The sequence below is a fragment of the Hansschlegelia sp. genome, assembly GCF_035538955.1.
Taxonomy (GTDB): Bacteria; Pseudomonadota; Alphaproteobacteria; order Rhizobiales; family Methylopilaceae; genus Methylopila.
This window is the reverse complement of sequence record NZ_DATLJK010000015.1, coordinates 1-19,060: the sequence shown is the minus strand read 5'-3', so window position 1 is coordinate 19,060 and position 19,060 is coordinate 1. Positions and strand designations below refer to the sequence as shown.

The 19,060-nt window shown below is 68.2% G+C and carries 16 protein-coding genes; 3 read left to right on the top strand and 13 right to left on the bottom strand.

Annotation, left to right across the window (positions count from 1 at the left end; all coding sequences use genetic code 11):
* Nucleotides 1–24 precede the first annotated feature (24 nt).
* Entirely contained in the window at nucleotides 25–1,236 is a 1,212-nt protein-coding gene (locus VM780_RS12060) for an acetate/propionate family kinase (RefSeq protein ID WP_325447638.1), read from the top strand.
* Here VM780_RS12060 and VM780_RS12055 read toward each other — a convergent pair.
* Together VM780_RS12055 and VM780_RS12050 are read right to left on the bottom strand one after the other, a co-directional pair.
* Nucleotides 1,224–3,641 (bottom strand): phosphoketolase family protein, encoded by a 2,418-nt coding sequence (locus VM780_RS12055; protein WP_325447636.1) that lies wholly within the window; start codon nucleotides 3,639–3,641, stop codon nucleotides 1,224–1,226. The two genes, VM780_RS12060 and VM780_RS12055, sit on opposite strands and share 13 nt — an antisense overlap.
* A gap of 147 nt (nucleotides 3,642–3,788) precedes the next feature.
* Complete coding sequence (locus tag VM780_RS12050) at nucleotides 3,789–4,631, bottom strand: universal stress protein (RefSeq protein WP_325447634.1); 843 nt, start codon at nucleotides 4,629–4,631, stop codon at nucleotides 3,789–3,791.
* Between the two features lie 166 nt (nucleotides 4,632–4,797).
* On the opposite strand from VM780_RS12050, the gene VM780_RS12045 reads away from it, so the two are divergent.
* Nucleotides 4,798–5,046, top strand: a complete 249-nt coding sequence (locus VM780_RS12045; RefSeq protein WP_325447632.1) for a hypothetical protein — start codon at nucleotides 4,798–4,800, stop codon at nucleotides 5,044–5,046.
* A gap of 21 nt (nucleotides 5,047–5,067) precedes the next feature.
* Here the strand turns inward: VM780_RS12045 and gyrB are convergent, their stop codons facing one another.
* The 3 genes from gyrB to dnaN form a co-directional block, all read right to left on the bottom strand.
* Nucleotides 5,068–7,497, bottom strand: coding sequence for a DNA topoisomerase (ATP-hydrolyzing) subunit B (gyrB, locus tag VM780_RS12040; protein ID WP_325447630.1), 2,430 nt, complete (start codon nucleotides 7,495–7,497; stop codon nucleotides 5,068–5,070).
* Nucleotides 7,498–7,742: 245 nt separating this feature from the next.
* A complete protein-coding gene (gene recF, locus VM780_RS12035; protein ID WP_325447628.1) occupies nucleotides 7,743–8,921 on the bottom strand; it encodes a DNA replication/repair protein RecF in 1,179 nt (392 codons plus the stop codon).
* Entirely contained in the window at nucleotides 8,918–10,036 is a 1,119-nt protein-coding gene (gene dnaN, locus VM780_RS12030) for a DNA polymerase III subunit beta (protein WP_325447626.1), read from the bottom strand. The genes recF and dnaN overlap by 4 nt, the downstream gene beginning before the upstream one ends.
* A 259-nt stretch (nucleotides 10,037–10,295) precedes the next feature.
* Here dnaN and VM780_RS12025 point away from each other — a divergent pair, with 259 nt between their 5' ends.
* The gene (locus tag VM780_RS12025; RefSeq protein ID WP_325447624.1) at nucleotides 10,296–11,084 is read left to right on the top strand and encodes a mechanosensitive ion channel family protein; all 789 of its coding nucleotides are present in this window, start codon (nucleotides 10,296–10,298) and stop codon (nucleotides 11,082–11,084) included.
* Between the two features lie 12 nt (nucleotides 11,085–11,096).
* On the opposite strand, the gene dnaA is transcribed toward VM780_RS12025, so the two are convergent.
* The 8 genes from dnaA to VM780_RS11985 form a co-directional block, all read right to left on the bottom strand.
* On the bottom strand, nucleotides 11,097–12,566 hold the full coding sequence (dnaA, locus tag VM780_RS12020; RefSeq protein WP_325447622.1) for a chromosomal replication initiator protein DnaA: 1,470 nt from the start codon (nucleotides 12,564–12,566) through the stop codon (nucleotides 11,097–11,099).
* Nucleotides 12,567–12,626: 60 nt separating this feature from the next.
* Nucleotides 12,627–13,070, bottom strand: coding sequence for a rhodanese-like domain-containing protein (locus VM780_RS12015; protein ID WP_325447620.1), 444 nt, complete (start codon nucleotides 13,068–13,070; stop codon nucleotides 12,627–12,629).
* Between the two features lie 685 nt (nucleotides 13,071–13,755).
* Nucleotides 13,756–14,019, bottom strand: coding sequence for a 30S ribosomal protein S20 (gene rpsT, locus VM780_RS12010; RefSeq protein WP_325447618.1), 264 nt, complete (start codon nucleotides 14,017–14,019; stop codon nucleotides 13,756–13,758).
* Nucleotides 14,020–14,138: 119 nt separating this feature from the next.
* Nucleotides 14,139–15,491, bottom strand: a complete 1,353-nt coding sequence (locus VM780_RS12005; protein WP_325447616.1) for an ActS/PrrB/RegB family redox-sensitive histidine kinase — start codon at nucleotides 15,489–15,491, stop codon at nucleotides 14,139–14,141.
* Nucleotides 15,492–15,554: 63 nt separating this feature from the next.
* Nucleotides 15,555–16,301: a metallophosphoesterase gene (locus tag VM780_RS12000; protein ID WP_325447614.1), complete on the bottom strand. Its 747-nt coding sequence runs from the start codon at nucleotides 16,299–16,301 to the stop codon at nucleotides 15,555–15,557.
* 52 nt (nucleotides 16,302–16,353) lie between these two features.
* Nucleotides 16,354–16,755: a hypothetical protein gene (locus VM780_RS11995; protein ID WP_325447612.1), complete on the bottom strand. Its 402-nt coding sequence runs from the start codon at nucleotides 16,753–16,755 to the stop codon at nucleotides 16,354–16,356.
* 186 nt (nucleotides 16,756–16,941) lie between these two features.
* Complete coding sequence (gene phaZ / locus VM780_RS11990; RefSeq protein WP_325448772.1) at nucleotides 16,942–18,501, bottom strand: polyhydroxyalkanoate depolymerase; 1,560 nt, start codon at nucleotides 18,499–18,501, stop codon at nucleotides 16,942–16,944.
* A 252-nt stretch (nucleotides 18,502–18,753) separates the two neighbouring features.
* The coding region (locus VM780_RS11985; RefSeq protein WP_325443845.1) for a glycine cleavage T C-terminal barrel domain-containing protein at nucleotides 18,754–19,060 on the bottom strand (307 nt) is incomplete at its 5' end.

Below are 19,060 nucleotides of genomic sequence, written 5' to 3'. Positions count from 1 at the left end.
CCGACCGAAGAGACAAGATCTTCGATGACCGACGCGATCCTCACGCTCAACGCCGGTTCGTCCAGCGTCAAATTCGCCGTCTTCGAAGCCAGGGAGGCGAGGCTCGCGGAGGTCCTCGCCCGCGGCCGCATCGAGCGCGTGGGATCGCGGCCGCGCCTCGTCGTGCGTGACGCGGCGAACGCCGTGCTGCACGATCGGACCTGGCCGGAAGGCGAACGTCCACGCTTCGACGAGCTTATCGACGCCGCCCTTGCGTGGTGCGAGACGCGGCTCGGCGGCCGAAGCCCTGCGGCGCTCGGCCACCGGGTGGTTCATGGCGGTCCAAACCGACGCGAGCCCGCGATCGTGACGCCGGAGCTCCTGCGAGAGCTGGAAGCGCTTCGACCGCTCGCGCCGCTGCATGAGCCGCACAATCTGGATCCGATTCACGCGATCTCGGCGTCGCGTCCGGAGCTGCGGCAGGTCGCCTGTTTCGACACCGCGTTCCATCACACAATGCCCGCGACCGCGACGCGCCTCGCGATCCCGCGCGCCTATGAGGCGAAGGGCGTGCGCCGCTACGGCTTCCATGGGCTGTCCTACGAGTATCTCGCCGGAGCGCTGCGAACGATCGATCCCGTGCTCGCGGAGGGCAGGGTGATCGCTGCGCATCTCGGCTCCGGCGCGAGCCTCTGCGCGCTCCGCGCGGGGTTAAGCGTCGAGACCACGATGGGCTTCACGGCGCTCGACGGCCTCGTGATGGGCACGCGCTGCGGGACGCTCGACCCGGGAGTCGTTCTCTACCTGCTGCAGCAGGAGGGCCTCTCGGCGCAGGAGGTCCAGGAACTTCTCTACAAAAGATCCGGCCTGCTCGGGGTTTCGGGCGGACTGTCGAGCGACATGCGCGACCTTCTGGAGAGTCCCCATCCGGGCGCCCGGGAGGCGGTCGAGACATTCGTCTACCGGTTTGTCCGCGAGGCGGGGGCGCTAGTGAGCTGCCTCGGCGGCCTGGACGGGCTCGTCTTTACCGCCGGCGTCGGCGAGAACGCTCCTGCGATCCGCCGCATGACCTGCGCAGGGCTCGCCTGGCTCGGCGTCGAGATAGACTACGCCGCCAACAAGGAGGGACGGGACCTCATCAGCACCCCAGGCAGCAAGGTGAAGGTCAGGATTATCCCGACGGACGAAGAGCGCATGATCGCCCGCCACACGCTCGCACTTCTCGCAGCGCCAGGAGACGTCGGTCAGTCCGACTGAGAGGCCGCTCCGGCCGCCGCGGCGCCACGGTGCCAGCGCCAGTCCCGGATTTCGGGCATGTCCTCGCCATGCTCGCGGACGTAGCGGCGGTGCTCCGTCAGCTTGTTCTTGAGGCGTTGCTTCAGTGCGCCGGCGGTTGCCGACAGGCCGGGCACCCTTTCGATGGCCTCGAGCGCCAGATGGAAGCGGTCGAGCTCGTTGAGCACCACCATGTCGAACGGCGAGGTCGTCGTGCCCTCTTCCTGAAAGCCGCGGACATGGAAGCCGGCGTGGTTCGCGCGCTTGTAGGTCAGCTTGTGGATGAGCTGCGGGTAGCCGTGATAGGCGAAGATCACGGGCCGCTCGCGCGTGAACAGGCTGTCGAAGGCCTGATCTTCCAGGCCGTGGGGGTGCTGGTCCGGGGCCTGCAGGCTCATCAGGTCGACGACGTTCACCACGCGGATGCGCAGCTCGGGCAGCCCCTCCCGGAGCAGGGCGACCGCCGCAAGCGTCTCGAGCGTCGGCACGTCGCCCGCGCATGCCATGACGACGTCCGGTTCGAGCCCCGGCGCCTCCGTGCCCGCCCAGGCCCATATGCCGGCGCCGGCCTCGCAGTGCAGAATGGCCTGCTGCATGTCGAGCCACTGCGGAGCCGGTTGCTTGCCCGCCACGATGACGTTGATGCGGTCATAGGTCCTGAGGCAGTGATCGGTGACCCACAACAGGCAGTTGGCGTCCGGAGGGAAATAGATGCGGACGATGTCGGCCTTCTTGTTGGCGACGTGGTCGACGAAGCCAGGGTCCTGATGGCTGAAGCCGTTATGGTCCTGGCGCCAGACGTGGGAGGTCAACAGGTAGTTGAACGATGACACCGGGCGCCGCCATGGCAGGTCGCGCGAGACCTTGAGCCACTTGGCGTGCTGGTTGAACATCGAGTCGATGATGTGGACGAAGGCCTCGTAGCAGGAGAACAGGCCGTGCCGTCCTGTCAGAAGATAGCCTTCGAGCCAGCCCTGGCAGAGATGCTCGCTCAACACCTCCATCACGCGGCCGTCATGTGAGAGATGCTCGTCATAGGGCTCGACGCGCTCCATCCAGGCGCGGTCGGTGACTTCGAACACGGCGTCCAGGCGGTTGGACGCGGTCTCGTCCGGGCCGAACACCCGGAAGTTGCGGGCGTCGGCGTTGAGAGCCGCCACCGCGCTCAGGAAGGCGCCCATCACGCGCGTCGCCTCTGCGACCGCTCCCCCCGGACTGGGAACAGTCACCGCCAGATCCCTGTAGTCCGGCAGCTTGAGCTCGCGTCTCAGCAGGCCGCCATTGGCGTGCTGGTTGGCGCCCATGCGTTTCTGGCCGGAGGGAGCGAGCGCCTGAAGCTCAGGCCGTAGCCTACCGTCGGCGTCGAATAGCGTGTGCGGCTGATAGCTGCGCAGCCAGGCTTCCAGCAGCTTGCGATGCGCCTCGTTCTCGCGCGCCGCGGCGATCGGAACCTGGTGCGAACGCCAGAACCCCTCGACTTTCTTGCCGTCGACTTCCTTCGGGCCCGTCCAGCCTTTCGGGCTGCGCAGCACGATCATCGGCCAACGCGGCCGCTGCATAACGCTCTGCGCGCGCCGGGCTTCGTCCTGGATGGCGCCGATCCGGCCGAGCGCGTGGTCAAGCGCGGCCGCCATGAGCTGGTGCATCGCCGCCGGCTCGTCGCCCTCCACGAAGAGAGGCTCGTACCCGTAGCCGACGAACAGGCTTCGGACCTCATCGTCGGCCATCCGGCCAAGCACCGTCGGGCTGGCGATCTTGTAGCCGTTGAGATGCAGGATCGGCAGCACGGCCCCGTCATGGACAGGGCTCAGGAATTTATTGGAGTGCCAGGAAGCCGCGAGCGGCCCCGTCTCAGCCTCGCCGTCGCCGACCACGCAGGCGGCGATCAGGTCGGGATTGTCGAAAACCGCGCCGAAGGCGTGGACCAGCGCATAGCCGAGCTCCCCGCCTTCATGGATCGATCCCGGCGTCTCCGGCGCCGCATGGCTCGGGATGCCGCCCGGGAACGAGAACTGCCGGAACAGCTTGCGGAGACCGTCATAGTCTTGCGAGACGTCCGGGTAGATCTCCGAATAGGAGCCCTCGAGATAGGTGTTAGCCACCATGCCGGGCCCGCCATGGCCGGGGCCGCAGACATAGATCATGTCGAGGTCGCGGGCGCGGATGACCCGGTTCAGATGCGCATAGATGAAGTTGAGGCCGGGGGTGGTCCCCCAATGGCCGAGCAGGCGCGGCTTGACGTGCTCCTCCCGGAGCGGCTCGCGCAGCAGCGGGTTGTCCATCAAGTAGATCTGGCCGACCGACAGGTAATTGGCGGCTCGCCAGTACCGGTCGATCAGTTCCAACTCACCAGGCTCGAGCGGCCTGTCGGATAGCGCCCGATCCATCTCATCCCTTTCGACGTCCGGCCGCGCGGCCGCGCGAGGAGCCACTTGAGCCGGCAAGTTAGCGCGCGATCAGGCGCGCGCTATGGGCGTGAACTCCCGCCCGGCGCGAGCCGGGGCGCGCGGAGCGTCTTCTGAAAGAGGCGGTTGTCAGCGCGCCATCAGAACCGGCGTCGGACTTGCCCGCAGGATCGCCTGGGTCACGCCGCCGAAGAGCCACTCGTGAAAGGGCGAATGCACGAAGGCGCCCATCACGATCAGATCGGCGTGATAGAGGCCCGCTTGCTCGCACAGGCGCTCGGCCACGTCGCGGCCGGCGGGAAGCTCCTTGGCGGCGACGTTCACGCCATGACGCACCAGGGCGACAGCGAGGTCGGCGCCGGCGGCGCTGCGCGACAGATCCTTCTCGCCGACATAGCAGACGATCTCGACCTCCGACGCAGCCTTCAGGAACGGCATGGCGGAGGCGACGGCGCGCGAGGCGGCGGCGCTGCCGTCCCAGGCGATGATCACACGTTCGCAGCGGAACTCGTCATGGCCTCGTGGGACCACGATCGTCGGGCGTCCGCTGTCGAACAGCACCGCCCGGAGAAGACCGCCGTCGATCGTCACCACGCTCGGGTCGGCGTCGACGACCGAGAGGTCTGAGACGCGCGCCTGGGCGATCGCCCGCGCCTTGAGATCCGCATAGCTGAGCTGGGAGGCGTCGGTGTCGCAGATGACGCCCGCCATCGCCGAGTCCGCGCGGGACTGCTCGGCGACGCGCTCGGCCAGCTCCCGCAGGCGACGGTTCTCGGCCGCCACCATGCCGGCCACCACCGCCGAGCCGTGAGCGCTCGGCAGGTCGAGTCTCACCGTGCCGGCCTGGACGGTCACATGGGCGCCCGCGGCTCGGGCGAGCGACAGGCCATAGCTCAAGGCGAAGGAGCGGCCGCCGTCTCCCTCCTCGTGAGTGACGACGAGGACGTTCTTGACGTCGAGTTGATGCGGCATGGCTGATCCCTCCTGCGGTGGAGGGCACTCTCATCGTCCGCGGCCAAGACCTCATTGACCTTGATCAATCCAGCCGACGAGCGCCTGCGTCCGCGCTTCTGACCCAGATCAAGGCGGACAGCGGGCGGAGACCTGCATGCTTCCTGTCCGAAGCAGGGGGGTTCCTATGACACATTACGCAGGCGCAGGAACGCAGATCGCCAACCGCTCGCGCGACGACATCGCAGCGGCTGAACTCGCCCTTGCGGCGATTCCCATCTACGACAACGCCTGCGGCGATTGCCTCGTCCGCCTGCGCGGCTACGTGCTGCCTCGCTCGGTCGGCGCTCCTTCGCTCGACATGCCTGCGCCGTCCGTCAGCTGGCGCGATGCGGCGCGGCCGAGGGCGATGTCGCGCGTCGCCGCCGCAGCCTGACAGGCGTGGCGAGCGTTCCGTTCAGACGTCCAGATTGGCGACCGTCAGCGCGTTCTGCTGGATGAACTCGCGGCGCGGCTCCACGATGTCGCCCATCAGCTTGGTGAAGATGTCGTCGGCCTCGTCGACCTCCTTGACCTTCACCTGCAGCAGCGTGCGGGCGTTGACGTCGAGCGTCGTCTCCCACAGCTGGTCTGGGTTCATCTCGCCCAGCCCCTTGTAGCGCTGCAGCTGCGAGATGCCCTTCCGGCCCGCGGCGAGCACGCCGTCGACCAGCCCGGTGGGGCCGTGGACAGGCGAGACGTCGTCCTTGCGCAGCAGATGCGGCGTCCGGCCGTAGATTTCCTGGAGATGCGCTGCGCGCTCGTCGAGCTTGCGGGCGTCGGCGCTGGCGATGAAGGCGGCGTCGATGGTCGCCGCCTCACGGACGCCGCGCACCGTGCGGGTGAAGGTGAAGCCTTCTTCGCTCGCCGTCCCCTCCCAGCCGCGCTCGGTTTCCTCGGAAAGCAGGTCCAGGCGGCGGGCGATATACTCCGCCGCGGCCTTCGCCTTTTCCTCGTCGCGCAGCACGTCGGCCGTCAGCGCCCCGGCGATTGCGGCCTGCTCGACGACGGAGCGGCGGTAACGGGAATGCAGGCCGCCCAGGATGGAGCGCACCTGACGGGCGGTCTCGACCACCGACCGGAGATCCAGCCCCGAGCGCGCCTCGCCGCTGGCGAGCTTCAGGGTGACGCCGTCGAGGCCTTGATCGATCAGGTAATCCTCGAGCGCGCGCTCGTCCTTTAGGTACTGCTCCGACTTGCCGCGCACGACTTTGTAGAGCGGCGGCTGCGCGATGTAGACGTGCCCGCGCTCCAGCAGGTCCGGCATCTGGCGGTAGAAGAACGTCAGCAGCAGCGTGCGGATGTGGCTGCCGTCGACGTCGGCGTCCGTCATGATGATGATCTTGTGGTAGCGCAGCTTGTCGGGATTGAACTCGTCGCGCCCGATGCCGGTGCCGAGCGCGGTGATCAGCGTGCCGATCTCCTGGCTGCCGAGCATGCGGTCGAAGCGGGCGCGCTCGACGTTGAGGATCTTGCCGCGCAGCGGCAGCACCGCCTGGAATTCGCGCGCGCGGCCCTGCTTGGCGGAGCCGCCGGCCGAGTCGCCCTCGACGATGAAAAGCTCGGCCTTCGCGGGATCGCGCTCCTGGCAGTCGGCGAGTTTGCCGGGCAACGAGGCGATGTCGAGCGCCCCCTTGCGGCGGGTGAGCTCGCGCGCCTTGCGGGCCGCTTCACGCGCCGCCGCCGCTTCCACGACCTTCTGGACCACCGTCTTGGCGTCGGCGGGGTGCTCCTCGAGCCACCGGTTCAGCGCCTCGTTGACGAGGTTTTCTACCGCCGGGCGAACTTCCGAGGAGACCAGCTTGTCCTTGGTCTGAGACGAGAACTTCGGGTCCGGGACTTTGACCGAGAGCACGCAGGTCAGGCCTTCGCGCGCGTCGTCGCCGGTCAGCGAGACCTTCTCCTTCTTGGCGACGCCGGAGCTGTCCGCATAACCGTTGATCTGCCGCGTCAGCGCCGCGCGGAAGCCGGCGAGATGGGTGCCGCCATCGCGCTGGGGGATGTTGTTGGTGAAGGCCAGCACGTTCTCGTGGTAGCTGTCGTTCCACCACATCGCGACCTCGACGCCGATGCCGTCCTTCTCGGCGCGCAGCACGATGGGCGCGGAGATCAAGGGCTGCTTGGCGCGATCGAGATAGCGGACGAACGCCTCGACGCCGCCCTCATAGAACAGCTCTTCGCGCTTGGGCTCGACGCCGCGGGCGTCGGTCAGGACGATCCGGACCCCGGAGTTCAGGAAGGCGAGCTCGCGCAGCCGGTGCTCGAGCGTGGCGTAGTCGAAATCGGTCACGCCCGTGAAGGTCTCGAAGCTGGGCGAGAACGTCACCTCGGTGCCGCGCTTGCCGTTCGCCGGGCCGGTGACCTGCAGCGGGCCATCGGCGACGCCGTGCGTGAACGACATTTCGTGCGCCTTGTCGTTGCGCCAGACGCGCAGCGTCAGCTTGGTCGACAGCGCGTTCACGACGGACACGCCGACGCCGTGGAGGCCGCCCGAGACCTTGTAGGAGTTCTGGTCGAATTTCCCGCCGGCGTGCAGCTGGGTCATGATGACCTCGGCGGCCGAAACGCCTTCTTCGGAATGGATGTCGACCGGAATGCCGCGTCCGTTGTCGGTGACGGTGCAGGAGCCGTCCGGATTGAGCGTGACGGTGACCTCGGTGGCCCAGCCGGCGAGGGCCTCGTCGATGGCGTTGTCGACGACCTCATAGACCATGTGGTGCAGGCCCGACCCGTCGTCGGTGTCGCCGATATACATGCCCGGGCGCTTGCGGACGGCGTCGAGACCCTTCAGCACGCGGATCGAGTCCGCGCCGTAGTCCTCGGCGCCGTTCGGGGTCATGTCGGTCATTAAAAGCTCTCGATCAGCGAGGCTCGCGACTGCAGTCGTCGGCGATTGGGAACGACCGTGCGAGCGGGGAGGAATCAAGGGATTCCGAAGGCCCCATTGGTAGCCTGAAACACCGCGGAAAGCGAGTTTCGGAGGATGCCGAAGGAGGTCCGGATCGCGCCGCGGGGCCGGAATCCAAGTTACTGAGATATAGTGCGTTTTCGCGTAAACGCCATGGCCCCGATTGGCGCTTCGCAAAAAGCCGATCAGCCTCGCGGCGTCTCGACCGCGACGCCGTCCGAAACCGTGAACAGTCGGGCGCGACCGCCGAGCTCGGCGAAGGCCGCCGGATCGGCGGCGGTGATCCACGCCTGCGCCCCGAGGGCGTCGAGCGCGCCATAGAGCGCCTCGCGCCGCAGCGGGTCGAGATGGGCGGCCACCTCGTCGAGCAGCGTTACGGGAGGAGACCCGTCGAGCCGCGCGATCAGCCGCGCGTGCGCGAGCACCAGCCCGATCAGCAGCGCCTTCTGCTCGCCGGTGGAGCACAGCGCCGCCGGCATGTCCTTGGCGGCGTGCCGCACCAGAAGATCGCTCAGATGGGGGCCTTCCAGCGTGCGACCGGCCGCCCGGTCGCGACGTCGCGTGCTCGCGAGCCGCGCCCGATAGGCGTCTTCGACAGCGGTCGCCGAGGCGTAGGAAAGCTCGGCCTCAAGGGAGCCTTCGATGGCGATCAGGGCCGCAGGAAAAGGCGAGGCCGGATCGGCGGTCTCGGCGATCAGCGCGCCGAGCCGGCGCGCCGTGTCCGCGCGGGCGGCCGCGACCGCAACGGCGAGCTCCGCGAGTTCGCGCTCCACCGCGTCGAGCCAGCGCGGGTCGGCGCGCTCATCCTCAAGGAGCCGGTTGCGCGAGCGGAGCGCCTTCTCAAGTCCCGACGCCCGCGCCGCATGCTCGGGGTCGGCGGCCACAACGAGCCGGTCGAGGAACCGGCGGCGATCTCCGGCCGCCCCCCTGAACAGCCCGTCCATGTCCGGCGTCAGCCAGACGAGACGAAGGTGCTGGGCGAACGCGCCCGCCGACGCCACAGGGGCGCCGTCGATTCGGCAGCGCCGGCCGGTCTCCTGTCCGGGGTCCATGCCCGCGCCCAGCCGCGCTTCGCCGGCGAGGCCGATCAGATCCGCGACGATCGTCCAGGAGCCGTCGCCGGGCGTCCGGGCCAGCTCCGCGTAAGGCGCGCGCCGCAGGCCGCGCCCCGGCGCGAGCAGCGAGATGGCCTCCAGAATGTTGGTCTTGCCCGCGCCGTTCGGGCCGACGAGCGCGACCGAGCGCTCGCCGCAGGCGAGGTCGAGCGCCGCATAGGAGCGGAAATTCGTCAGCCGCAGGCGCGTGACCGCGACGCGGGACGCCTCGCCTCGGGGCGGCCGGCGGCCGCCTCCGCCCGCAGTCACACCCTCATCGGCATCAGGACGTAGAGCGCGGGCGCGTCGTCGCGGTCCTGAACAAGCGTAGGCGAGCCCGGGTCCGCGAGCCGGATCAGCGCGGTGTCGCCCTCGAGCTGACCGGCGATGTCGAGCAGATAGCGGGAATTGAAGCCGATATCGAGCGGGTCGGAATCGTAGTCGACCTCGATCTCCTCGGTGGCGTTGCCCGAATCCGGATTCGTGACCGTGAGCACCAGCCGCCCGTCGGCGAGCGACAGCTTCACGGCGCGGCCGCGCTCGGACGAGATCGTCGAGACGCGGTCGACCGCGCTCGAGAACTCGGCCCTGTCGACCGTGAGGCGCTTGTCGTTGCCGGTCGGGATCACCCGGTTGTAGTCCGGGAAGGTGCCGTCGATCAGCTTCGAGGTCAGCACCACATTGCCGAGCGAGACGCGGATCTTGGTCGCGGAAAGCTCCACCGTCGCCTCGCCCTCAGGGTCTTCCAGCAGACGCTGGACCTCGGCGACCGTCTTTCGCGGCACGATGACGCCCGGCATTCCCTTGGCGCCCGCCGGCGCCGGCATCTCGACGCGGGCGAGCCGGTGCCCGTCGGTCGCGACGGCGCGCAGCAGGCTGACGCCGCCCTGCTCGACGACATGCAGATAGATGCCGTTCAGGTAGTACCGCGTCTCTTCGTTCGAGATCGCGAATTGGGTCTTGTCGATCAGGCGGCGCAGATCGGCCGAGGCGATCTGGAAGCGCACCGGCAGCTCGCCAGCGGCGAGATCGGGGAAGTCGCTGTCCGGCAGCGTCTGCAGCGTGAACCGGGAGCGGCCGGCGCGGATCACCAGCGTGCCGCGCTCTCCGCCCATCTCGAGCGAGACCTGCGAGCCGTCCGGCAGCTTGCGGACGATGTCATAGAAGGTGTGCGCCGGCACCGTCGTGGCCCCGGCTTGCGTGACCTCCGCCGGCGTCGTCTCGACGATCTCGAGATCGAGATCGGTCGCCTGCAGCTTCAGTCCGCCGTCGCCCGCGCGCAGCAGGACGTTGGCGAGAATCGGAATCGTGTTGCGCCGTTCGACGACGCGGTGGACGTGGGCGAGAGCCTTCAGGAGGGCCGCTCGCTCGAGGGTCGCTCGCATTTTCGTCCCGCTCTCCGTAGGAGCATCGAAGGTCGGCCGCCCGCCGCACGATCCGGCCGTCCCGCGGACAGAGGCTCCGCGGGGGGCGCGACATTGCATGAGGCGGCCGCACTCGACAAGCCGTTCCGCCGACCGGCGAAAGCCTTCAGTGGGCGGTCTGCCCGTCAGCGGTTCCGGGATACCCCGTGACTTTCGGCGAACCCTCTCGATCGTTCTGCGTTGGGGGCGAGGGACGCCATGAGCCACAAGGAGAGCCACCATGCCTGAGATCCCGTTCGATCTCGCGGTGATGACCAGCCTGGCCATCCGCTACGGAACGAACATCCTCGGCGCCGTTCTGCTGGCCATTGTCGGGATTTGGCTCGCCGGCGCGGCTGAGCGCGCCGCCCATCGGCTGCTGCTCGCGACCAGGCATATGGACGTGACCGTCGCAGGCTTCCTGTCGAGCCTGGTGCGCTACGCCGTTCTGGCGGTGGCGCTGGTCGCCATCCTGCAGGTCGTCGGCATCCAGGCCACGAGCCTGATCGCCGTGCTGGGCGCGGCGTCTCTGGCGATCGGCCTCGCCCTGCAGGGCACGCTGTCGAACATGGCGGCCGGGGTGATGCTGCTGCTGTTCCGGCCGCTCCGGGTGGGCGACCACATCGAAGTGGCGGGCAAGAACGGCGAGGTGCGCGACCTCACCCTGTTCTTCACCGAGATCGCCACGGCGGACAACGTGCAGGTGCTGATCCCCAACGGCTCGGTCTGGGGCAACGCGATGACGAATTTCTCCAAATATCCGAACCGCTTCGTCGAGACCAAGGTGACTGCGCGCAATGGCGACGCCGACGCGACGGTCCGCGACGTGCAGGCCTTCCTGACGGAGAACCCGCACGCCCTCAACAACCCGCCCCCGGAGGTCAAGAAGGTCGGCTATGGCGACCCGATCGAGCTCAGCGTCAAGGTCTGGACGAAAGCAGCCGACACGACGGTGCTTCGGTATGAGCTCGGCAGGTTCGTGACGGAGCGCGCCAAGGCTCACGAGCAGCCGGCCCAGGCGGCGGAGTAATCCGCCGCAGCCCTATTCGAGCAGCATCCGCTTCAGCAGCTCGACCTCGTCGGACAGCGCCGAGTTGTTCTTCACCAGATCGTCGATCTTGCGCACCGCGTGAAGCACGGTGGTGTGATCGCGGCCTCCAAACCGGCGCCCGATTTCGGGCAGCGAGCGCAACGTCAGCTGCTTGGCCAGATACATCGCAACCTGACGGGGCCGCACCACGGTCTGGGTCCGCCGCGACGACAGAATGTCGGCGCGGCTCACCTGATAGTGGCGGGCCACGATGCGCTGGATTTCCTCGATCTTGACCCGCTTGGGCTCGACCTGACGCACCAGGTCGCGCAGCGCGGTTTCGGCCATTTCCACGGTGATCGGCGCGCCCGTCAGGGTGTTGTGCGCCAGCAGGCGGTTCACCGCCCCGTCGAGGTCGCGGCCGTTCGCGGTGACCACCCGCGCCACATAGGCGATGACCTCGTCTGGCGCGTCGAACCGGGGGTGGGCGGCCTTGGCGGCCGCAACGCGGGTCTTGAGGATCTTGGCGCGAAGCTCCTCGTCGAGAGCTCCCATTTCGAGCGTCAGTCCGCCCGCGAGCCGTGACCGCAGCCGCTCGTCGACGCCCTCCAGTTCGGACGGCGCCCGGTCGGCCGCCACGATCACCTGCTGGCGTCCGTCGAGCAGGGAGTTCAGCGTGTGGCCGAACTCCTGCTGGACCGTCTTGCCTTGCAGGAACTGCAGGTCGTCGATGATGAGCAGGTCGATCGCGCGGAGCCGTTCCTTGAAGGCGAGCGCAGTCTGCGCGCGGAGCGACGCCACGAAGTCGAACATGAACTTCTCGGCCGTCAGATAGGTCACGCGCCGGCCGGTCGCCTCGGCGGCATGGGCGGTCGCCTGCAGCAGATGCGTCTTCCCGAGGCCCACGGCGGCATGGATGACCAGCGGGTTGAACGTCACCGGATCTCCCGGTCGGGCGTCGGCGATCTGGCGCGCCGCCGCATAGGCCATGGCGTTGGAGCGGCCAGTCAGGAACGTGTCGAAGGTCAATCGCCGATCGAGCGGCGAACCGCCGATCCGCGCGGCGGCGTCCGGGCGCGGAAGCTGCGAGACCAGAGAGGCGGGACGGATGTCGACCGGCTCCGGAACGGGCGCCACGACCACGTCGCGCGCGCCGGCCGCAAGCTTGGGCGCCGCGACCCTGACGCCGATCGAGACGCGGCGCACGTCGGAATGCTCCTCGGCGAACACGGCCGCGATCCGCTCCGAATAGTGGGACTGGATCCACGACTTCAGAAAGCGGGTTGGAACGGTCAGGTGAGCGACTTCGCCGTCGATCCGATCAAGCACGAGGCGCACGAACCAGCTCGTGTAGACATCCTCGCCATATTCCGCGCGCAGCCGGCGGCTTACGGCCGACCACAGGGCGTCATGCTCCGATCCATCGTCGAGCTCGTGCGCGGCCAGGCTTCTCGATTGGGCTGCGAGCTGCGAGCTGGGCATCAAAAAATCCCTCCGAGACGTGCGACGTTTGAAGGCGAGATTGGTGGCTTGAACGCGGCGTCAGGACTGGACCCAGGGCAGACCGTCGGCCTTCCAGCCGGCGGTCGCGCCCCTGTGTCGGCTGCCGTCGAGCGGTCCTTCGAAACCTCCGACGACGTTGAAGCACTGCGTCCAGCCTCTCGCCGCCAGAGCGGCCGCGGCGGCCTGACTGCGGGCTCCGCTGCGACAGAGGAAGAAGACAGGCGTATCCGGCCCGGCGCCCGCCTGGCTGAGCGCTGCAGCGACGTCGTCGGCGAAGCCGCCGTCGACATGCATCGAGGGGTAGCTCTGCCACTCGCGCAGCAGCGGCCGTTTCGCCAGAGGCGAGAGGTCCGGCAGCCCGACGAAGGACCATTCGGCGCTCGTGCGCACGTCGACCAGGGCGGCGGCGGGCTCGCTCGCGAGCGTCTCCCAAGCCTCCTTCGGCGCGACGTCCCCGGCATACGGCGTCTGATGATCTGGCATAGAAATTCCATCGCCGGATGCAGATCCGGCGCCCCACATTCGTGACTAGCCCACTGGAGAACGAACGCGCGCGCCGAAGCGCATCTCTACGCCAACGTAATCCGCTCAGCGCGCGACGCGATGAACCATGCCCCGCCCCAAGAGGCGAGGTCAAAACTTGTGGAACTCGGGATCTTTAACGAGAACGACTGCAGAATATCGCTTTATTATCAACGATCATCTCGTCGGCCCCCATTGACCCGGAAGATACCCGAGAGGCTGATCGGGATGCAATGGGGCATCGTAAACGAATCGCGTCGGGAGGCGGATTCGCGGCGTTCCAATCCGGGAACGCGATGTGGGCCGGCGGTGCAAAACCCTGCATAGCCAGCGAATTTGCGTGGGCCCCAAACGCCGCTCCAAGAACCGGCCCGCCAGGAAGAATCTTCGGCCCCGAAGTCGGGCTCCATGGCCCCCTGTCCGGATTCCCGGTCCGTCTCCGCGTCTACGCGCTAAGCCTCTGAGATAGATGATTTTTTTCTGTCCGCAAAAGTGACGCAGACTCGTCATGACGGCGATTCCGAGCTTTTTTGGAGTCAAGCCGGATTCTGCGGCCGGATCGCGTTCCAGCGCCTGCGTGTCGTGCATGCCAGAACGCAAAAAGCCCGGCCGAGGCCGGGCTTCTGACTGCAAACGGCAGCGGCGATCAGGCGAGCGCGCGCACTCGCGCCGACAGGCGAGACACCTTCCGGGACGCCGTGTTCTTGTGGAACACGCCCTTCTGGGCCGCGCGCATCAACTCCGGCTCTGCGACCGCCAGCGCCGCCTTGGCGTCTTCCGCCCGACCGGCGGCGATCGCCTCCTCGACCTTGCGAAGGAAAGTGCGGACGCGGCTCTTGCGCGCGCCGTTGATCGCCGTGCGTGCGGCGATCTTGCGGACGGCCTTCTTGGCCGACGGCGTGTTGGCCATAAATCGGAAATCCTTGTGAGGCGGCGTTGGCGGGCCGCGCCGGGCAACAGAAGAGCAGCCGCCTTCCGGGCGGCCGCGGGAGCGCGTCACCTAGCAAGAGCGGCCTGTCGCGTCAACGCTCAGGTTGCGGCGGCGCGGAGAGAGAATAGGGGCGCCTGGGCGGCGCCTTCGGGCGGCGGAGCCGCGAAGCGGGCGCGCGGCCAGGTGATGCGGATCCGCGCGCCGGTCAGCGGCGGCGGCGCGTTCCTGAGCTTCAGCTGGGCGCCCGAGCGCTCGAGAAGCGTCTTGGCGATGAAGAAGCCGAGCCCGAGACCGCCGGCTTCCACCGGAGCGCCCCGACCGGCGGCCCGGCTCGAGACGTAAGGCTCGCCCAGTCGGTCGATGATCTCCGGCGCGAAGCCCGGGCCGTCGTCGGCGACCTCGACCTCCACCCGCTCCGCGTCCCACCGGGCCGTGACGGTGACGCGGGAGCGGGCGAAATCGACGGCGTTCTCGACGATATTGCCAATGCCGTAGAGGACGCTCGGATTGCGCAGCCAAGACGGCTCCGCCGCGGGATCGCCAAGCGCGGCGACCTCGAGCACGACGCCGAAATTGCGATGCGGCGCGACGATCTCCTCGAGCATGTGCCGCATCGCCATCCGCTCGTACGGCGCGTCGCCTTCGTCGAGCGAGGTCAGCGTCTTGAGGATTTCGCGGCAGCGGGCGACCTGCTCGCGCAGCAGCTTCATGTCGTCGTCATGCGGCCCCGGCGTCAGGGCGCGCTCCAGCTCCTTCGCGACGAGCGCGATCGTGGCGAGCGGCGTGCCAAGCTCGTGGGCGGCGGCCGCCGCCAGGCCATCGAGGGCGGAGAGGTGCTGCTCGCGGGCGAGGACGAGCTCGGTCGCCGCAAGCGCCTGACTGAGCTCGCGCGCCTCCTCGGCGACCCGCCATGCGTAGACGCCGATGAACACCAGCGCCAGCATGAGCGCGACCCACTGCCCGAGCAAATAGAGGAACGGCAGCTCGACCGCGTGCGGCGACGGCCAGGGCAGGGGCAGGTGCACGAAGGCGAGCAGGCTCGCGAGCCCCACGACCAGCGCGCCGAGGGCCGCTGTCGTTCGGGGAGTGAGCGCGGTGGCGGAGATCATCACGGGCGCGAGGAACAGAACGCAGAACGGGTTCTCGAGTCCGCCCGTCAGGAACAGCAGCGCGGCGAGCTGCAGCAGGTCATAAGCCAGCAGAAGGCCCGCCGCCGGGCCTTCCAGCCGGTAGGTGATCGGGTAACGCAGCCGCAGGGCGACGTTCAGCCCGCCCGAACACGCGATCACGGCAAGGCAGGCGGCGAGCGGCAGCGGAAAACCGAGCGCCATGTGGACCGCGAACACCGCGCAGCTCTGGCCCGCGACGGCGAGCCAACGCAGACGGATCAGCGTGTCGAGCCGGAGGTGATGTTCCGTGATGAGGTTTTCCGGGGGACGATCGAAGTCCAAGAGATCCGCCTTCCGAGCTTGAAGACGGCCGTCATGGCCGGCTTTGCCTGGCGCGACAAGCGCCTATGGCCGTATCGCCTGGACGACGCGCATGCGGTCCCCGACGATCAGAAGCGCCGACAGCACGCCGCTGTGGAAGGCGCCGGTGTCGAGATTGATGCGGTGCGGGTGCGACAGGTCGACGTTCGGCTGCGGCGTGTGGCCGTGGATCACCGCCACACCATCGTCATAGGGGCCGCGGCTCTCAAGCCAGGGCCGCCGCGTCCACATCAGGGTGCGGGGGGACTGCTGCGAGAGCGGAACAGCTGGGTCGAGCCCGGCATGGACGAACGCCAGATTTCCGATCCGGTGCAGTTGCGGGAGCTGCGTCAGCCAGTCGATGGCGTCGCGCCCGAGCGCGCCGGCAAAAGCCTGCCGCCAGTCGGGCCGGTCGTCTGCGACGCCGACCTCCGCTAGCGTCTCGCCGCCCCCGAACTCGAGCCACATCGCCTTCTCGTGGAGATCCTCGGTGAGGATGGCGCTCAGCATCCGATCCTCATGGTTCCCCATGAGCGTCACGCATGTGACGCCGGGAACGCCCGCCTTGGCTCGCCGCAGCGCGGCGACCGAGCCGGGGCCACGATCGACCAGATCGCCCAGTTGGATGAGGCTCGCGTCCTGCGCCGCCTGGAGGTCCGGCAGCAGGGCGTCGAGCAGGGCCGCGAACAGATCGTCCTGGCCGTGGACGTCGCCGATCGCCGCCACGGCCTGGCGATCGGCGAGCGATCGGATCGCCGCGGTCCAGTCGCCGCGGCGGATCAGCGCGGTCACGCAGCGAGGGTCCGCGCCGAGGCGCGGACCGGGATGAGCGACCTGCGCCGGATCACTTCATGATCATGAGGATGACCCGCTGGCCAGCCTTGGAGTCGAGCTCTGCGGCCGTCAGCTTGCCGTCCTTGTCGGCGTCGGCCCGCTTGAAGTGCACGCGCAGGATCTTCAGCCATTCGTCCATCTCGAGGGTCTGATCGCCGTCGGCGTTGAACCGCGCCCATTCCTTTTCGGTGATGCGCCCCTTGGTCTCGCCGCTTTCGAGCGTCGTGTCGCCGTCGGGATTGATGGCCTGGAACGTCTTGACGCCCGCATCGATCACCTCGGCGATCTCGAGGGTGTCGTCGCTGTCCTTGTTGATGCTCTTGAGCGCATCCGCTCCCGAGGTGGCCGCGGCGGCGGGCGCGGCGGCGAACATGACGGCGGCGGCGAACGCGGCGGCGATGCGGTAGCTCATGGAGATCTCCTTTAATAATAAGAACGTTGCGCCCTGAATTACTTCGCGGCGCGGCGGCAATATGGAGACAAGCCGCGCTCTTAGAAAGGGCTTAGAAACAACGTTCTTCGCTTATGAGCCCACTTAGTGCGCTCAGTCGTGCGGTCGACCTCCTTGCGAGCGCCAGGACCTCTCCTGGAACGGGTCTCAAGGACGTGACAGCCTCTCCGCCTGCTCGATCCACTTGTCGCGCGTGATCCGGCCGCGCGGCGTGATCCGCTGCTCCAACTCGGCGATCTCGTCCGGGGACAGCCGCGAGAGCTGCCAGAAGTGAAAGATGCCGGCCTCGTTGAGCAGTTCCTGGATGCGCGGCCCCACCCCGACGATCTGCGTGAGGTCGTCAGAGGGCCGCCGCGACTGCGCCGTCGCGCGGGCGTCGCGCGTGCGCACCAGAGGCTCCACCGCCGGAAGCTCGTCGACTGAGGAGACGGCGGCCTGCCCGGCAGGACGGGCCGCGGGCGCGGGCCGCTGCGTCCTCGGCTCGTGCGAACTGATGAAGTCGCGGATGCGCGGCGCGATCTCGGCCCGGAAGCGCGAGCCGTTGAACACGCCATAGTGACCGACGCGATCCTGCAGGTAATGGGCGCGCTTGTCGTCCGACAGGCGGGTGCAGAGCTTGTGCGCCGCCTTGGTCTGCCCGACTCCGGAGATGTCGTCGCGCTCGCCCTCGACCGTCATGAGCGCGCAGCGTGTGATCTTCGAGCAGTCGACCGGCTTGCCCCGATGGGTCATGGCGCCCTTCGGCAGCGCCTGGCGCACGAACACCGTGTCCACCGTCTGCAGGTAGAACTCGGCCGCCAGGTCCATCACGGCCAGATATTCGTCGTAGAATTCACGGTGCTTCTCCGCGGAATCGCCGTCGCCGTCGATCAGGTGCTTGAAGAACTCGTGATGCGCGGACACGTGCCTGTCGAGATTCATGCTGACGAAGCCGGTGAGCTGCAGGAAGCCTGGATAGACCTGCCGCATCGCGCCGGGGTGCGGCCACGGCACCATGGTGACGACGTTGCGCTGGAACCACTCGGTGCCGCGCTCGATGGCGACCTCGTTGACGGCCGTGGGGTTCTCGCGCGTGTCGATCGGACCGCCCATCAGCACCATCGATCGCGGCGTGAAGGGATCCTCCTCGGCTTCCATGCGGGCGACGGCGGCCAGCACCGGCACCGCCGGCTGGCAGACCGCCATGACGTGGGCCTCGCCGTTCAGGAAGTGGAAGATCGAGATCAGGTAGTCGATGTAGTCGTCGAGATCGAACGGGCCGTCGCTGAGCGGCACGAGGCGGGCGTCGGTCCAGTCGGTGATGTAGACGTCGTGGTCCGGCAGCATCGCCTCGACCGTGCCGCGCAGCAGCGTCGCGTAGTGGCCGGACATCGGCGCCACGATCAGCAGCTTGGGCTGCTTGCGCCGCCCTTCGGGCAGGCCGCGCTGGAAATGGACGAGGTTGCAGAAAGGCCGGCTCCAGACGATCTCCTCGGTGACCGGCACGCGCTCGCCGTGAACCAGCGTGGAGGCGACCCCGAATTCAGGCTTGCCGTAGCGCCGCGTGGCGCGCTCGAAGACTTCGCACATCGCCCCGACCTTGCGGCCCCAGTCGGTGTGCGAGAGCGGGTTGACCGGGTTCTTGAAGTAGAGCTTGCCGGCGTCGGCGAGGGCGCGCGCCGGTCCGAGCGAGGCCTGGGCGGCCTCGAACAGCCAGTAGAGCGGCATCGTGGTCGCGGAGCCGCCCCAGTCGGACGTCGCTGGCGCGCCGCCGAACTCGCCGATCCCGGTCATTTTCCTGTCTCGAGGCATCGACGGGTCCTTTCGATGCTGCGCCGCAATAGAGCCGAACGATTCTCCCTTCGGGGCCTGACGTCAATGCCGCCTTGGTCGTCATCCTTCTTGCGCAGACCGTTGGCGCGCGCATGAAAAAAGGGCGCGCCTTGCGACGCGCCCTTCGAGCCGATTGAGCGCGCGTTTTCAGGCGCGTTCTTCGAGGGGGTGGGTTCTGAGGCGGTGTGGGTCGTAGAACGGGGTTCGGACGACGGCGGCGGCGACGGGGCCGTCGGGGGTCTCGACCTCGAGGGCGGTGCCGATCGCGGCGAATTGCGGGGGCACGCTGCCGAGGCCGATCGACTTCATCAGATAGCGGCTGTAGGTGGTCGAGTTGACCGTGCCGATCTCTTGGCCGTCCTTGACGATCTTGGCGCCCGGCGCGATCGCCTCATGGGCGTCGAATTCGAGCCCGACATTGGCGGCGCGGATCTCGTTCCTGCGGCGCTCGAGC

What these genes read in the sequence shown, in the direction of transcription:
- VM780_RS12015 (WP_325447620.1), bottom strand. Translation starts at nt 13,070, where the DNA reads ATGCCAGATCATCAGACGCCGTATGCCGGGGACGTCGCGCCGAAGGAG.
- gyrB (WP_325447630.1), bottom strand. Translation starts at nt 7,497, where the DNA reads ATGACCGACATGACCCCGAACGGCGCCGAGGACTACGGCGCGGACTCG.
- dnaA (WP_325447622.1), bottom strand. Translation starts at nt 12,566, where the DNA reads ATGCCCAGCTCGCAGCTCGCAGCCCAATCGAGAAGCCTGGCCGCGCAC.
- rpsT (WP_325447618.1), bottom strand. Translation starts at nt 14,019, where the DNA reads ATGGCCAACACGCCGTCGGCCAAGAAGGCCGTCCGCAAGATCGCCGCA.
- VM780_RS11995 (WP_325447612.1), bottom strand. Translation starts at nt 16,755, where the DNA reads ATGAGCTACCGCATCGCCGCCGCGTTCGCCGCCGCCGTCATGTTCGCC.
- VM780_RS12050 (WP_325447634.1), bottom strand. Translation starts at nt 4,631, where the DNA reads ATGCCGCATCAACTCGACGTCAAGAACGTCCTCGTCGTCACTCACGAG.
- VM780_RS12045 (WP_325447632.1), top strand. Translation starts at nt 4,798, where the DNA reads ATGACACATTACGCAGGCGCAGGAACGCAGATCGCCAACCGCTCGCGC.
- phaZ (WP_325448772.1), bottom strand. Translation starts at nt 18,501, where the DNA reads ATGCCGCTCTACTGGCTGTTCGAGGCCGCCCAGGCCTCGCTCGGACCG.
- dnaN (WP_325447626.1), bottom strand. Translation starts at nt 10,036, where the DNA reads ATGCGAGCGACCCTCGAGCGAGCGGCCCTCCTGAAGGCTCTCGCCCAC.
- VM780_RS12025 (WP_325447624.1), top strand. Translation starts at nt 10,296, where the DNA reads ATGCCTGAGATCCCGTTCGATCTCGCGGTGATGACCAGCCTGGCCATC.
- VM780_RS12055 (WP_325447636.1), bottom strand. Translation starts at nt 3,641, where the DNA reads ATGGATCGGGCGCTATCCGACAGGCCGCTCGAGCCTGGTGAGTTGGAA.
- VM780_RS12060 (WP_325447638.1), top strand. Translation starts at nt 25, where the DNA reads ATGACCGACGCGATCCTCACGCTCAACGCCGGTTCGTCCAGCGTCAAA.